At 63.7% G+C, this 15,051-nt stretch carries 13 protein-coding genes; 8 read left to right on the forward strand and 5 right to left on the reverse strand.

The features are described 5' to 3' along the window. Nucleotide 1: 1 nt before the first annotated feature. Nucleotides 2–1,543 carry a hypothetical protein gene (locus BM364_RS12950; RefSeq protein ID WP_092425214.1) on the forward strand — a complete coding sequence of 514 codons (1,542 nt, stop codon included), beginning with the start codon at nucleotides 2–4 and terminating at the stop codon, nucleotides 1,541–1,543. 161 nt (nucleotides 1,544–1,704) lie between these two features. On the opposite strand, the gene BM364_RS12955 is transcribed toward BM364_RS12950, so the two are convergent. Beyond that, entirely contained in the window at nucleotides 1,705–5,184 is a 3,480-nt protein-coding gene (locus BM364_RS12955; protein ID WP_092425215.1) for an SEL1-like repeat protein, read from the reverse strand. 173 nt (nucleotides 5,185–5,357) lie between these two features. Here BM364_RS12955 and BM364_RS12960 point away from each other — a divergent pair, with 173 nt between their 5' ends. From BM364_RS12960 to BM364_RS12975, 4 genes are all read left to right on the forward strand, one after another. Then, nucleotides 5,358–6,032 carry a response regulator gene (locus tag BM364_RS12960; RefSeq protein ID WP_092425366.1) on the forward strand — a complete coding sequence of 225 codons (675 nt, stop codon included), beginning with the start codon at nucleotides 5,358–5,360 and terminating at the stop codon, nucleotides 6,030–6,032. Between the two features lie 27 nt (nucleotides 6,033–6,059). Continuing rightward, the gene (locus BM364_RS12965; protein ID WP_092425217.1) at nucleotides 6,060–6,458 is read left to right on the forward strand and encodes a VOC family protein; all 399 of its coding nucleotides are present in this window, start codon (nucleotides 6,060–6,062) and stop codon (nucleotides 6,456–6,458) included. 151 nt (nucleotides 6,459–6,609) lie between these two features. Continuing rightward, nucleotides 6,610–7,533, forward strand: coding sequence for a sulfite exporter TauE/SafE family protein (locus tag BM364_RS12970; RefSeq protein WP_092425219.1), 924 nt, complete (start codon nucleotides 6,610–6,612; stop codon nucleotides 7,531–7,533). Beyond that, complete coding sequence (locus tag BM364_RS12975; protein WP_092425221.1) at nucleotides 7,530–8,294, forward strand: TIGR02186 family protein; 765 nt, start codon at nucleotides 7,530–7,532, stop codon at nucleotides 8,292–8,294. Before BM364_RS12970 ends, BM364_RS12975 begins: the two co-directional genes overlap by 4 nt. On the opposite strand, the gene pdeM is transcribed toward BM364_RS12975, so the two are convergent. After that, nucleotides 8,291–8,956: a ligase-associated DNA damage response endonuclease PdeM gene (gene pdeM, locus BM364_RS12980; protein WP_175528598.1), complete on the reverse strand. Its 666-nt coding sequence runs from the start codon at nucleotides 8,954–8,956 to the stop codon at nucleotides 8,291–8,293. The two genes, BM364_RS12975 and pdeM, sit on opposite strands and share 4 nt — an antisense overlap. A 22-nt stretch (nucleotides 8,957–8,978) precedes the next feature. Continuing rightward, nucleotides 8,979–11,486, reverse strand: a complete 2,508-nt coding sequence (locus BM364_RS12985) for a ligase-associated DNA damage response DEXH box helicase (protein ID WP_425284893.1) — start codon at nucleotides 11,484–11,486, stop codon at nucleotides 8,979–8,981. Nucleotides 11,487–11,718: 232 nt separating this feature from the next. Between BM364_RS12985 and BM364_RS12990 the strand changes: the two genes are divergently transcribed. Continuing rightward, nucleotides 11,719–12,006 (forward strand): DUF6460 domain-containing protein, encoded by a 288-nt coding sequence (locus BM364_RS12990; protein WP_139232588.1) that lies wholly within the window; start codon nucleotides 11,719–11,721, stop codon nucleotides 12,004–12,006. 3 nt (nucleotides 12,007–12,009) lie between these two features. Continuing rightward, a complete protein-coding gene (locus BM364_RS12995) occupies nucleotides 12,010–12,663 on the forward strand; it encodes a nucleoside/nucleotide kinase family protein (protein WP_092425226.1) in 654 nt (217 codons plus the stop codon). 155 nt (nucleotides 12,664–12,818) lie between these two features. Here the strand turns inward: BM364_RS12995 and BM364_RS13000 are convergent, their stop codons facing one another. Together BM364_RS13000 and BM364_RS13005 are read right to left on the reverse strand one after the other, a co-directional pair. Beyond that, nucleotides 12,819–13,919 carry a quinone-dependent dihydroorotate dehydrogenase gene (locus tag BM364_RS13000; protein ID WP_092425227.1) on the reverse strand — a complete coding sequence of 367 codons (1,101 nt, stop codon included), beginning with the start codon at nucleotides 13,917–13,919 and terminating at the stop codon, nucleotides 12,819–12,821. After that, the gene (locus tag BM364_RS13005; protein ID WP_092425229.1) at nucleotides 13,916–14,272 is read right to left on the reverse strand and encodes a DUF952 domain-containing protein; all 357 of its coding nucleotides are present in this window, start codon (nucleotides 14,270–14,272) and stop codon (nucleotides 13,916–13,918) included. The genes BM364_RS13000 and BM364_RS13005 overlap by 4 nt, the downstream gene beginning before the upstream one ends. Nucleotides 14,273–14,400: 128 nt before the next feature. Between BM364_RS13005 and BM364_RS13010 the strand changes: the two genes are divergently transcribed. Then, nucleotides 14,401–15,051 (forward strand): S24 family peptidase, encoded by a 651-nt coding sequence (locus BM364_RS13010; RefSeq protein WP_092425230.1) that lies wholly within the window; start codon nucleotides 14,401–14,403, stop codon nucleotides 15,049–15,051.

The following is a 15,051-nucleotide window of genomic DNA, read 5'->3' on the forward strand; positions in this document are numbered from 1 at the left end:
CATGAGCATAGGTGGACCCCAGGCGCTGGCCAGCCTCGAAGAGGCGATGCGCGATATCCGGCGCGAAGAGGACGATCTGTCCCGCCGTCTCGCGCGAACGGCCGAACTGATCGCCAAGCTCAAGGAGAGCGAAGCCGAGCTCTTCCGCCAACTGGCGCAGGTGCGCCTCGATCCTGCTATTCAGGCGCAGCTCGATGGGCGGATTTCAAGCGCGGAGGTCAAGGCGCGCGAAATGCTCAAGGCCCATGCCAAGGCTGTCGAAAAGGCACAGGCGAGCATCGAGGCACTCGAGGCTGCGCGTGCCGATCTTGTGACGCGCCGCGGTGCCGCCGTCGCGAGCCTTGCCGAGCGGCAGGCGGCGCTCGATGCGCTTCTTGCCCGGGTTGAGCAGAATCTCGAGCAGGATGCCGGCTATCGGGAAAAGCGTCAGGCCGCCGACGATCTCGCCGCGATCGCCAGCCAGTCGCTCGACAAGACGCGGATGGCCGAAACCGACCGGGACGAAAAGGGCAAGCCCTATCGCGACGATCCCCTCTTCATGTACCTTTGGGAGAGCGGTTACGGTACGAGCAGCTATAAAGCCAACAATCTCGTGCGCTATCTCGATGGGCTCGTCGCCAATCTCGTTGGCTTTCACAACGCGCGGCCCAATTACGCCATGCTCAACGATCTGCCTCAAAGGCTGCGCGAGCATGCCGAACGGCAGGAAACCAATGCCCAGGCGGCGGAAGCCGAACTGATTGCCCTGGCCGAAAAAGCGGCCGACGCTGCCGGCGCCACCCCCTTGCGCGAGGCTAGGGAGAAAGCCGAAGCAGACGTTGCCGGCATCGATGCTGCAATCCTGCAGGCAGAAGACAGCCGTGACGCTGCCGCCGATGCGCTCCAGGAACTGACCGACGGGCGCGACCCGGCTCTGGCCTCGGCCGCGACAGCGCTGGCCGCGGCCTTGGGGCAGGAGGATATCAAGACCCTGCTGGCCGAAGCGCGTCTGACAAGGACAAGCAAGGACGACACGATCATCGCCCAGATCGATGAAGCCCGAACTCGTTTGCGCGAGGAAGAAGCGGAAAGCCGCGACCTGCGCGAACGCGCCAAGACCCTCGCCGCGCGGCGGCGCGAGCTCGAAGACATTCAGTGGGAGTTCAAGAAGCAGCGGTTCGACGATCCGCGTTCGAGTTTCCGCGAGGATCGCCTCGTGGGCGATCTGCTCAACGATTTTCTGCGCGGCGGCATTTCTGCTGCCAGCTATTGGGACCAGTGGCGCAAGAGCCAGAACTGGGCCCCTGGAAATGAATGGGGCGCCGGCTCTCCACGCAGGGATCAGTCATCGCCCTGGGGCAATGGCGGCGGCTTCCAGTGGCCCGACAACAGCTTCGGCGGTGGTGGATCGAGCGGTCGGAAGTCCGGATCTCGTGGCGGCGGCTTCGGCGGCGGCTGGTCCGGCGGCGGCGGCAATTCGGGCGGCGGGGGTTTTTCCCGCCCTCGTACCGGCAATTCCGGCACACGAAAACATTCCGGCTTCAAAACGGGCGGCGGGTTTTAGAACGGTTCCTGCCCAGCGATGTGGCGGGCCCCTCTCCCCGAACGGGCGAGGGGAGGGCTGGTGGGCGGGAACAAGTCGTGGGGCACACTCGATGCGATCCCCTCGCCCCTTCGGCGAGAGGTTAGGGTGAGGGGGCTTTCTTCCAGCCAACCCTCCTAAAATCAAACCGGCTGGCTCCCCAGTACGGCCAGCAGGCGCGGATTGATCTTGCCGCTTTCGCTCATGCCCGTGTCGCGCTCGAAGCTCTTGACCGCTTCGGCGGTCTTTGGCCCGGCAACGCCATCGGGGGTGCCGATGTCAAAGCCGAGGCGGGTCAACACCTGCTGCACGCGCGTGATGACTTCCTTGTTGGCGATCGGCTCGCCGGGATCGAAATTTTCCATCCATGTGCCGATAGGGGCAAAATTGGCTTCGAGCTGGATCGGCTCGCTCGTCCAGGTACCGACTTCTGCGGCAAGGCGATTGACCGCCTCTGCCGAAAGCGACTTGGCGATGTCGTCCCGCGCCTTGGCCGCGTCCGTGTCTCCACTGCGCGCTGCCAGCGAAAACCACTTGTAGGACTGTTCGAAATCCTGGGCGATGCCGAGCCCGCGCGCATAGAGCATGCCCAGATTGAACTGGCTGTCGGTCATGCCGTGATCGGCAGCCTGGGCGAACCATTCGGCGGCTGGCTCGAACTGCTGTTCTCCCAATGCGCCGCTCGCATAAAGGGCTGCAAGGTTGTGCATGGCCATGCGATTGCCCGCTTCGGCTGCACGCTGATACCAGAGCCGGGCGACGTCGAGATCCTTTTCGACGCCCGTGCCCGTTTCATAGATATTGCCCAGCCGGTATTGCGCTGGCACGAAGCCCTGCGCGGCTGACCGTTCATACCACTTGGCCGCTTCCTCGACATTGGCCGGAACGCTCTGGCCCTCGGTGAAGATGGCGGCAACCTCGAACTGGGCCCGCGCATCGCCATCGGCCGCCGCCTGGCGCAGAGCCAGCGGACCAAGCGCCTCGGGCGGCAGCTCGAACGTTTCGACTGCTGCATTCTCGGTTAGAGGGGCTGCCTCGTCGAGCCCGGCGCCATCCCCCACATTGGCGACTTCCGCGGCGGCAAAGAGCGCCGGCGGTATCGCCTGGTCATTGCTGCGGGCAAAATTCATCGGCGCGCCCGGATTGATCGAGCCGGCAGCGACATAGTCCACCATGTCGATCACGCGCGGCGCGACGAGTTCGGAGACCTGATCGGCCGGCACGGGGCTGACCGGAATATCGGTCGGAGCCGGAGCGGGCGCCGTGGTCTGGGCTTCGGGCGGCACAGGGCGTTCGCTTGATAGCCGCTGCAAAACCAGGTTTAGCGTCAGCATGGAAACCACCACAAGCGCGGCACCCAGAAGCAGCGGACGGCGATAGCGCGTCAGAAAGCCTGGATTGCCCTCACCTGCCGCCTCGATCTCTTCGGGTGGCAGCGGCGCTTGAACTGCAGCTTTACCTCGCTTGCGCTCAGGCTTTGCCTTTGCTTCACCGGGCGCGGTTTCAGCGGAAGCGACATCGCCCTGAGCCTGCGGGCGCACGCGGGAAAGGGCGCGGCCGATCAGCGAACCGGCTGCGGGGTCCACCGCCTCCTGTTCTTGGCGCGCGCGCTGGGCGCGCCGGGCGGCGGCCACGAAAGTGCTGGTATTTGGCGCAGGCGCTTCGACTTCGGGCGCCTGCTCGGCGCGTTGGGGAACTGCGAAGCTCTCTTTTTCAGGCGAAGCAAAGCTTGATTGCGGCCGGGGCGGGCGGTCGACCTTGTGCGGATCGAAAGCTGGCCGGTCCTCGGCAACAGGCTTGGGCGCGACCTGCTCGGTGCGTGCGGGGGCCGGGGCAGCCGAGGGTTTCGGAGCATCGCCAAAACCGCGATCGATCAGCGGAGCGTCCTCGCCGGGATTGGCAGGCATGGCATCGTTGCGGCGCGTGCCGTTGAGGCTGTCGAGAATCTTGTCGAGCCGCGCCGTGGGTTCGGGTTCCGCAGTCTCGACAATACGGGACTTGACCGGCGCCGGCGCTGCGACCGGGGCTTCGGACTGAGCAGCCGGGGTCTGGGTGCGCGCGGCAAGGGCGCTTTCCAGCCGGGCGAGCCGCTCGGCCGTATCCTTGCCGGCGGTGTTGAACACGGCAACCATGCGCTTTTCGAGCGCTTCGAACCCTTCGGGATGAAAGGCGGGAGCCGGCGTGCCGGACTTGGCCACCGCTGCAGACGTCTTTTCGGCCACGAGATTGGCCAGCGTTTCCGCATCCGGCCCCTTGCTCACCGAGCGCACGAGGCTCGAAATGCGATCCTCGATGGTCTTGAGACTGTCCGGGCCGAACATGGCGACAGGTGCGGCCGCCTTGCGGCTGACTGCATCGCTCGTCCGTTCGGCGACAAGGGTCGCGAGCGTTTCGAAATCGGGCTTGCCGCCGGCATCGTGATAAAGCCGGGCAAGGCCGTCGAGCTGGGATCCGGCCTCGTCCATGCGCTCCATCAGCCGCTTGAGCTGGCCTTCGACGGCGCTGGTATCGACCGGCTGAACTTTGTTGCTCAGTTCCTCGATCTGGGTTTCGAGGCGCTGGAAACGCGGTTCCATGGTTTCGAGCACGGACTGCTGAAGCGAAGCGATATCGCCCTTGAGCGCAGCGACATGCGCGTCCCCGCCCTCCACTGAGCGCAGATGTTCGGCCAGCGCGTCGATGCGGGCAACGAGCACTTCGGGTTTGTCCGCAGTATCGCGAATGGCCGCCGTGATCGCGGCGAGCTGGCTCGAAAGCCGGTCGAACTCGCCCGCCGAAAGGCTCATATTGCGCTCGATGGCGTCCATGCGGTCATAGACGCTGCGCACATTGGTTTCGATGGCCTCAATGGTGGGCTGGATAGCCTCGCCCGATTCGGCCTCGAGCCGGGCTTCCGCCCGATCCTCGCGCAGGATTTCACGCTCCATCTGCTGGGCCTGCAACTCGGCCAGCTTGGCAACGGTGTTGGACACATCGTCGAGCCGCGCATTGACTGCGCCGAGATCGACCTTGGGACCCTTTTCGATCATTGCGCCCAAGGCTGCGATCTGGGACTCGAGGCGCTTGACCTGCCCTGTTTCGCCCACCGCACCGGCCAGCAGTTCGACCACCTGGGTCAGCTGTTCCACCTGCCCTGCAATCTCGTTGACCTCGTCGGCCCCCGAACGCGCGCCGCGCAGCTGTCCTTCGAGCCGGCCGAGGCGATCCCCGATGCCGGATACCAGATGCGAGAGTTCGCGGAATTCAGGTGCGTCGGTCGCGCGCCGGTCGAGCACGGAAATGGTCGCAGGCCCCTGCCGGCTGCGGATCTGGGCAATGGCGGAGGCGAGATCGTCTTCGTCCCGCTCCTGCTCCTCGGGCTGGCTGAACCGGTCGACGGCGCGCTTGACGGTGCGCAGCGCCTCGCGACGGCGATTGGACGTGTCGGGCGCGCTGACCTGATCACGCAGGTGACGGACACGGGACGCAACGCCGCTGCCGGGGCCGCGGGTGGTCTCTGTGCTGCCGAAGCGGCTCTCGACCTGGTCGAGAAGGGCAACCAGTTCTCCGCGCAAAGCTTGCCAGTCCCCTGCCCCGGGATCGCGTGCTTCTGCGTAGTCCGATTGAGAATAGGCGCGGGCCATGGTCAGTCCCTGTCAGTTCGCATGCGTGCCAACTCGATTCAGCACGAAGGTCTAAAGGTCACTTTTGGGAAAACATGGTAAAGAACCCGTTAAGGATTGCTGCAATATGCAAATGCACCGGGCAGGAAATGATGGTTTCTGTTCCGCCACGCCTTTCGGAGACACTGCCCTTCATGACTCGCCGCCGCATAATCATCGTCGATGACCATCCTCTTTTCCGGGCGGCCTTGCGCCAGACCCTGGCCGGAGGCGATGCGACGGTCAGCGTCGAGGAAGCGAGCGATCTCAATGGATTGAACCAGGCGCTTGAAACCGATCGCGATTGCGACCTGGTTCTGCTTGATCTCAACATGCCCGGCGTGCGCGGCTTTTCGGGCCTCTTGCTGCTGCGTGCCCAATATCCCGACATCCCGGTGATGATCATTTCGGCGGTCGAGGATGCGACGGTTGTCCGCCGTGCTTTCGAACTCGGCGCTTCGGGCTACCTTCATAAATCCGAAGGACCGACCGAAATCCGCCGCGCCATCGAAACGGTGCTCGTGGGCGAAGTTTTCGTGCCGCGCGGCACCACCCTGGGCAGCGAAGACGAGCAATCGGCGTTAATGAAGCGGCTTGCAACCCTGACGCCACAACAGGTTCGCGTGCTCATGATGCTCAGCGATGGGCTGATGAACAAGCAGATCGCCTATGAACTTTCCATCTCTGAGGCCACGGTCAAGGCCCATGTCTCGGCCATTCTGCAAAAGCTCGACGTCGACAGCCGCACCCAGGCTGTGATCGCCGCCGCGCGCATCGAAGATGGCCAGTTCGAAGCCCTGTTCATGACCACGGGCGCCGATAAGGCCTGACCTGCCAATCCGAGACTGGACCATCCCATGAAGCCCAAGATTTCCATCATCACCATCGGCGTCGACGATCTCGAGCGCGCTTTCGTGTTCTACCGTGCCCTCTTCGACATCGCGGACGAGCAGATCGGGGCAGGCGAAGACCACGTCGCCTTCTTTTTCGAGGACGACTTTTCCTTTGTGCTCTTTCCGCGCGAACAGATCGCCCAGACCGCCGGCAAGCCAGAGTCGCTTGAGGGAACGCCCGGATTCGTCCTTAGCCACCGCGCCGAAACACCGGCCGAAGTCGACGCCATTCTTGAGAAAGTGCTGATCGCTGGCGGCGCCGTGATCACCGCCGGCACCGAGACCGAATGGGGTTATTCCGCCTATTTCGAAGACAGCGAAGGCAATGTCTGGGAACTGATGGCGATGCCGGCGGCGAACTGATCAGTAGCCCTCAGGGTGAGGGCTATCCGTGCGGCGCAAACTTTGCTCTCGATACAAATTCATCCAAATTTTCTGGAACCTTGACCACTTATTGACGGTCTAGCTCTTAACATCGCGCGCCTAGGCCAATCACTCCACAGGACAGACGATCGTGCAGATCTATCTGCCCATCGCTGAGCTTTCGGTGAACCTCTTCTTCCTTGTCGGGATCGGAGGGGCAGTCGGTTTCCTGTCGGGGCTGTTCGGCGTGGGCGGCGGGTTCCTGCTGACCCCGCTCCTCATTTTTTCGGGTGTGCCCACCTCGGTTGCCGTCGCCTCGGTCACCGGTCAGGTGGTTGCCGCCTCGACCTCGGGCGCCCTCAGTCATTACCGGCGCGGCGGCATCGATCTGCACCTGGCCATGTATCTGGTGCTTTCGAGTGTGCTCGGCGCCTTCGGCGGTGTTGCGGCCTTTTCCATGTTGCGCGCCAGCGGCCAGCTCGATCTCGTGATCGCCTTGGGCTTTCTGGTGCTTCTCGGGTTCATCGGAGTGCTGATGCTGCAAGAATCGGTGCGCGCCATCATCCGGCAGCGCAAGGGCGGCGTCGTGCGGCGCCAGGCCAATCAGCACAGCTGGATTCATGGCTTGCCCTGGCGCGTGCGCTTCAAGAAAAGCCGGCTCTATATCAGCGTCCTACCGGTTCTGCTGATCGGCCTCTTTATAGGTTTCGTCGGCTCGCTGCTCGGCATTGGCGGCGGTTTCATCATGGTGCCGGCCCTTGTCTATCTCCTGCGTGTACCAGGCAATGTGGTGATCGGCACCTCGCTTGCGCAAGTGGTGGCGATGATGGCGGCCACGACCATCATGCACGCCGTCCAGAGCCAGAGCGTCGATATTCTTCTCGCCTTCTGCCTCATGGTTGGCGGCACGGCCGGTGCCCAGTTCGGTGCGGCGGCAGGCCAGCACCTGCGGGGCGAACAGTTGCGCGGGCTCCTTGCACTGCTGATCCTGGCCGTCGCCATCCGCTTTGGGCTCTCGCTGGTGATGACGCCGGGCGATGTTTATTCCATGGCTGTTGCGAGTGCCGTCCGATGATCCGGCTTGCTGCGCTCATGGTGCTGCTGCTTGCCACCATCCTGCCGGCCCAGGCCGAACGGCTGATCTCCAATGTGTCCAACACGACCGTGCAGATCACCTCGAGCTTTACCGGGGAAACGCTGACCTTTTATGGCACCATAGCACCCGATGCGGGGGCCGGTCCCGAGCAGGTCCAGGGTCCCTATGATGTCGTGGTGGTGGTCGTTGGGCCCGCCCAGGATCGCGTTGCGCGGCAAATGACGCACCAGTTCGGCATCTGGCTCAACACCCATCAGGTCGAGTTCCGCAGGTTCCCGAGCTACTTCCATGTGCTCTCGAGCCGGCGCCTTCTCGAAATCGCCGATATCAACCTGCTCAATCAGAGCTTCATCCTGCCGGAGTCCCACGCCATGATGTTTCCCAATCCGGCGGGCTTCATGAAGACACTGGTGTTCGGGCGCGAGCTGATCCGCCTGATGTCCGAGCAGGACCTCTTCGGCGTCCAGGAACAGGGCGTGCAGTTCATGTCGGATACGTTCTATTCGGCCCAGCTCACGCTGCCCGCCAATGCCCCGCCCGGCTCCTATATCGCCCAGACCTATGTGTTCAGGAATGGCGAGATCATTGCGCGCCGCTCGGAAGGCTTTTCGGTGCGCAAGATCGACTTCGAGCGCTTCCTCGCCCAAACGGCCACGCAGTCGCCCCTGCTTTACGGCATTGCTTGCGTCGCGCTCGCCCTCTTCACCGGCTGGCTCGGCGGCGTGCTCTTCCGGCGCTAGCCGCGCACGAGGCGCTTGACCGAAACTGGATAGGTCCGGTCGCGCCCGAGCATGGTGACTTCCACGCTGGGCCAGTTGAGAAGACCGACAAAGGCGGGCGAGAGGATATTGAGCGCCCCGGTCGAACTGCCATAGGCAGGCAGGATCATCATCCGGTTATCGTGAACGAAACAGGCGCTGCGCGCAGTGCGCCCCGCCATGGCGATCCGCGCGGCCGGGTGGAGGTGACCCGCGACCAGTCCTATTCGTCCCTTGACCGGCTCGTGGGACAGCGTCAGCCCGTCGATTTCGAGTTCGACGCAGCACTCTCCGCCTATGGCGTGCGGCGCCGGATCGTGATTGCCGGAAAGCCAGGTGCAGCTGACGCTTTCGGTGATCGCATCGAGCCGCATCCGGTCTGCATTGGAGAGGAGCTTGCTGGCATCGGCCCGATGGAAGGTGTCGCCCAGCGAGATCAGGTGCCGCGCCCCGGTGCGGCGCAGATCGGCTTCAAGCCGGGACAGCGTCAATCCGGTATCGTAGGGCGGCAGCATCTGCCCGCGCCGGGCAAAGCTCGCCATCTTTTCAAAATGGAGATCGGCGACGAGCAGGGTTTGCCGGGCGTGCCAGAAAAGCGCGCCCGAGGGCAAAGGCTCGAAATTGTGGCCGGCAAAGCGGAGCACTGCGGTCTCGGTCTGGTCGGCTCTAGATTGGAGTGCGTTCAACTTCGCCCACGGATTCGCGCAAGAGTTCCTCTGCTGCGTCTGCCATAGCTGATTCGCGCGCTTCTCCGAAAATCGGTTCCTTGCCGATATCGAGCATCACCGGCACCGCCAGCGGTGAAATCCGTGGCAAGGGCTTGTGGACGATGTGCGATTTGACACGCGCCAGCATGTATCCCAGCCGCTCGATATCAAGAAGCCCCCGCGCGGCATCGCGCCGCGTCGCCTCGATCAAAATGTGGTCGGGCTCGTGCTGATAGAGCACGTCATAGATGATGTCCGAACTCATGGTGATCTGCCGGCCGGTCTTTTCCCGGCCCGGGTGCCGCCGCTCGATCAGCCCGGAAATGATGGCGCAGTTACGGAAGGTGCGCTTCATCAGCGCCGATTCATCGAGCCAGGATTCAAGATCGTCCCCCAGCATGTCCTCGTCGAACAGCTCGTCAAGCGAGAGCCGGTCGGTGCGGATCAGTGCCGAGAGATCCCCCAGACCCCAGATGCCGAGCGCATATTCGCTAGCGACGAAGCCGAGTGGGCGGGCCCGCATCCGCTCGAGCCGCCGGGTCAGGAGCATGCCCAGGGTCTGGTGCGCCAGGCGCCCCTCGAAGGGATAGCAGACCATGAAATGGTTGGTGCCGCGCGGAAAGGTTTCGACAAGCAGACTATCGCGCCGGGGCAGCACCGACATGTCGCGCTGCAGCCGCAGCCAGTCGCTGACCTGGTCGGGAAGCTTGCTCCAATCCTCAGGCGTATCCATGATCCGGCGCACGCGCTCGGCCAGATAGGTCGAGAGCGGAAACTTGCCCCCGGCATAGGAGGGCACTTTCGGATCCTTGGAAAAAGCGCGGGACACAAAGGCTTCGTTGTCCTTGATCCCCTCGAACGCAACGATCTCGCCCCCGAACACAAACGTGTCCCCGACTGTCAGCGTACCGAAGAAATGCTCCTCCATCTCTCCGAGCACCCGGCCACCTGCCCCGATTGGCCCGGTGGTGCGGCCACGCTTCTGCTCCCTTGAGCGCACGAGGCGCACCCGAACCATCGGCTCCTCGATGATGGTGCCGATATTGAGCCGGTATTGCTGGGCAACCGAAGGATGGGACAGGCGCCAGCGGCCGTCCTCGTTCTGGCGCAGCCGCGCATAGCGCTCATAGGCGCGCAGCGCATATCCCCCGGTCGCCACGAAATCGAGCACCTTATCGAACTTTTGCCGCGGCAGATCGCGGTACGGCCAGGCACGGATGATTTCGGCATAGAGATCGTCGGCGAAAAACGGCTCGGCACAGGCCATCCCGAGCACATGCTGGGCGAGCACATCATAGGCGCCGGGATGGGGATCCTCGCTATCCTGATGCCCCTCCGACACCGCCTCCACCGCCGCCTCGCATTCGAGCACTTCGAACCGATTGGAGGGGACCAGCAGCGCCCGCGAAGGGTCGTCGAGCCGGTGATTGGCGCGGCCGATGCGCTGGAGCATGCGCGAGGAGCCCTTGGGCGCCCCGATCTGGACGACCAGATCCACATCGCCCCAGTCGATCCCGAGATCGAGCGTCGAGGTACAGACCACTGCTTTCAGCCGCCCATCGGCCATGGCCGCTTCCACCTTGCGCCGCTGCTCGACCGAGAGCGAACCGTGATGCAGCGCGATTGCCAGCATGTCCTCGTTGATGTCCCAGAGCCCCTGAAACAGCATTTCGGCCTGGGATCGGGTGTTGACGAATAGCAGCGTCGTCTTGTGCCGCTTGATGGTGTCGTAGAGTTCGCGATGCGCATAGACCGCCGAATGCCCGGCCCAGGGCAGCCGCTCCTCGGTTTCGAGAATATTGAGCTCCGGTGCCGCGCCGCCCACCATGCGAATGAGGTCCGTCCGCCGGTCGCGATTGGGCTCGGCGATCCAGTCGCGCAGCAGGTCGGGCCGGGCAACGGTTGCGGAAAGCGCGGTGACCCGCATTTCCGGCGCCAGCCGGGCGAGCCGCGCGAGCCCGAGCGAAAGCAGATCCCCGCGCTTGTTGGTGACAAGGGCATGCAATTCATCGAGCACGACGCGGCGCAGGGTGCCGAACATCAGCTCGGCTTTCGGATGCGAGATCAGCAGCGCCAGCTGCTCGGGTGTGGTCAGCAGAATATGGGGCGGCTTGAGGCGCTGCCGCGCTCTTTTCGCGGCCGAAGTATCGCCGGTGCGCGCCTCCACGCGGATCGGCAGCTTCATGTCCTCGATCGGGTTCGAGAGGTTCCGGTGAACGTCGACCGCCAGCGCCTTGAGGGGCGAGATATAGATGGTGTGGAGCCCGTCGAACGCGCCATCGGCCAGTTCGGTCAAACTGGGCAGAAATCCGGCCATGGTCTTGCCCGCGCCCGTTGGAGCAATCAGCAACTGACTCGCGCCCTCCTGATAGGAGGCAAGCACATCGAGCTGGTGCTTGCGCGGGCTCCAGCCGCGCGAAGAAAACCACTCGGCGATAACGGGCGGAAGTCGGGCTGTCACGACCACCCCCACCTGGCCTCCCCCACGAGAGGGGGGATAGATCCACGGTGGCTCACCGATACAGCGGCAAACTCGATCCGTCCCTCCCCCTTCTGGAGGGGGAGGCTAGGTGGGGGTACCCGGCCGGTCGAACACAAACCCAAAGAAGGACAGGACGCAAAAACTGACAACGCGCACCTACTGTAAATCGGCCACATGTCTATATGATGGTCTCAACACTGCCAAACGGAGCCGAGCCATGAGTGAAGACAGCCGCCCCGCATCCCGTTCCATGCTGGAGCGTATTCTGGGCGACCGGCCGGTGGCGCTCCTTGTCAAGCTGGCCCTTATTTCGCTGCTTGTCGGCGTCATCATGGCCATTTTCGGCTTCGATGCGGCCGATCTCGTGCGCGGCGCGGTGGATGCAATCCACGATGCCTTCCGCGACGGGGCCGGCGTCTTCCGGCAGATAGCTGAATATACTCTGGCCGGCGCCGCTCTTGTGGTACCGATCTGGCTGGTCCTGCGCCTGCTGCGCGGCCGCTGACCGGTGCATCTGACCCCCGAGGCAGCGCTCTCCTGGCTTGTTGCCCGTGCCGAAGCTTTGGCGCAGGAAGACAGGCGCATTGCCATCGGGATCGCTGGTGGCCCAGGCGTCGGCAAGTCGACGCTGGCGGCCGAACTCGTCGCAGCGCTCAACGCTGGCGCTCCAAGCCGCGGGGCGCTTGTGCCCATGGATGGCTTCCACATCAAGCACGCCCGGCTCGAAGCCATGGGCCAGACCGATTTCAAGGGCGCGCCGCACACCTTCGAAGCCCAGGCCTTTGTCGATTTCATCGGTTCGCTAAAAAAGGCAACGGCGCCGGTCAGCGGCCCCTGCTATTCGCGCAAGATCGAAGACACGGTCGAAAACGCGTTCACCGTTCCGGCCGAGGCGCGGGTGCTGGTGGTCGAAGGCAATTACCTGCTGCTCGATGAGGCGCCATGGTCCGGCGTGCGTCCGCTGCTTGATCTCTCGTTCTTCATTTCCGTTCCACGCGACATCGTTGCGGCGCGGCTGTTGAAGCGACATGCCGCGGAGGGGCTTTTTACCGAGGAGCGCAATCGCGCCCATATCGCACGCAACGACCTGCCCAATTACGACCGCGTCATGCTCTCGTCCGACCGCGCCGATGTGGTGATTACCCTCGATGTGAGGGAATAGGAGAGCTGTCGTGGGGCTCCCGACACCCCACCTACCCCCCTTGAACAAGGGAGGAACAGATCAGCACCTGCCGCGATACCGGGGAGCCACCGGCAGATCCCTCCCCCTTCTGGAGGGGGAGGCTAGGTGGGGGTAAATCCTAAGCCCGGTAGAACCTACTCGCCCCGCGCCCAAACATCCGTCTTCGTGCCCACGAGTTCGGCGATGGTCTTCTTGCCCGCAGCCCGCACACCCGCCACCAGACCACGCTTGATGCGGTCGAGCAGGTCGAGCCCGCCGAAGACGAGCGCGGAATAAAGCTGGATGGCATCGGCTCCGGCTTCGAACTTGTCGAGCGCGGTTTGCGGCGAGTGGATGCCGCCGACTCCAACGATAGGCAATGCACCGACGCGCTGACGCATCTGCGCGAGACGCCGCGTTGCAAGCGGAAACAGCGGCTTGCCGGAAAGGCCTCCTGTTTCTCCCGCATTCTCCATGCCCATGATCGGATCGCGTGAAACTGTCGTGTTGGACACGATCAGCCCGTCGAGATCGGTGGCGAGGATCACCCGGGCAATTGCGTCCATGGCCGCTTCGTCCAGGTCGGGCGCGATCTTGAGCAGCACCGGCACCCGTGTCCTCGCCCTGGCGCGCGCCGCTAGAACCGTATCGAGCAGGCGCGTCAGCGCTTCGTCGGCCTGCAGGTTTCTCAGGCCCGGCGTATTGGGCGAGGAAATATTAACCGTCAGATAGTCGGCAAGATCGCCGAAGCGCTGGACACCGAGCACATAGTCGGCCACGAAATCCTCGCTGTCCTTGTTGGCGCCGATATTGACCCCAAGCGCTGCCGGCACGCGCAGCCCCTTCAAGCGCTCGAAAGCCGCCTCGTGCCCTTCATTGTTGAAGCCCATGCGGTTGATCACGCCATCAGCCGCGGCAATGCGGAAAAGCCGCGGCTTGGGATTGCCCGCCTGCGGACGCGGCGTCACCGTGCCGATCTCGACCATGCCGAACCCCATCAGCGCCAAGGGGCGCGGCACTTCGGCATTCTTGTCGAACCCTGCCGCCATGCCGACCGGGTTCTTGAGTTCGAGCCCGCAAAGGTTCGTGGCCAGTTCGGCGCCGTCGGCATGCTCCTGCTGCGGCGCGAGCCCCATGCGCAAGGCGGTGATCGTCGCGCCATGCGCGGTCTCCGGATCCATGCGCAACAGCGCATCGCGCGTCAGATTGGCAAGGCCGGGATTGCGCAGAAGCGGAGAAAAAGCGGAAAAGATCATTTCACACCAGAAGGCAGGACGGTGGATCCATCTGCGGCAACGCTGATGGCTTCTTCCCACACGATATCGGCAAGGCTCAGCGGACCACCATAAAGGTGCGGAAACAGCTGTCCTCCGCGGGAGGGCTCCCACATGAGCCTTGTGCCGAGATCGCCGGTCCGGACCGCGAGCAGCAGAAGATCGCTTTGGCCGGCAAAATGCAGCCGCAGCGTTTCGGCCAGCTGCGCTGCGGTCGAAAAGTGCATGTAGCCATCGGCAGCATCGATGGGCATGCCCGCAAAAGCGCCGGAAAGTCGGGCTGGCGCAAAAGCCGCGGCGGTGGTGATTTTGTAGATGAGCTCGGGGTGTGGCATGGCCGGACCCTAATGGGGCCCGCGCAGGACGGCAAGCGTGATCGCCCACCGCTTTACACACGCCCTCCCCCCAGATAAAGTAGGACAAGTTTCCTTCAATGAGATCACTTTCCTCGGCGGCAGCGCTCATGCTTTCACACAGGGCCATCTGGGACGGGATTGACGCTCTGGCGCGCCGCCATGGCGTGTCCGTGTCCGCGCTCGCCAAGCTTGCTGGGCTCGATGCGACTGCCTTCAATGTTTCCAAACGCATCAGCAAGGATGGCCGGGAGCGCTGGCCCTCGACCGAAAGCATTTCCAAGATTCTCGAGGCTACGGGGGAAAGCTTCGATAGTTTCCTTGGCGGCTCAGGCGCCTTCCTCTCCGCTCCCGGCGGTTTTAGTGAAACCGGCCTGCGCAATATTCCGCTGCTCGGCATGGCCCAGGCCGGTAGCGGCGGCTATTTCGACAGCGCCGGGCATCCGCTCGGCCATGGCTGGGACGAAGTGGCCCTTCCCACGCCCGATGAACACGGCATCTATGCGCTCGAAATCTCGGGCGACAGCATGGAGCCGCTTTATCGCGAAGGCGACCGCATCGTCGTCTCCCCAACCGAGCAGGTCCGCCGTGGCGACCGCGTTGTCGTCAAGACGCGCGAGGGCGAGGTCATGGCCAAGATCCTTGCCCGCCAAACCGCCAAGCAGATCGAACTTCACTCCATCAACCCCGCCTACACGCCCCGCATCCTCGATATCCGCGACATCGAATGGATGGCGCGCATCATCTGGGCGAGCCAGTAA

Origin of the sequence: Devosia crocina, from assembly GCF_900116545.1 — a bacterium.
Lineage (GTDB): Bacteria > Pseudomonadota > Alphaproteobacteria > Rhizobiales > Devosiaceae > Devosia > Devosia crocina.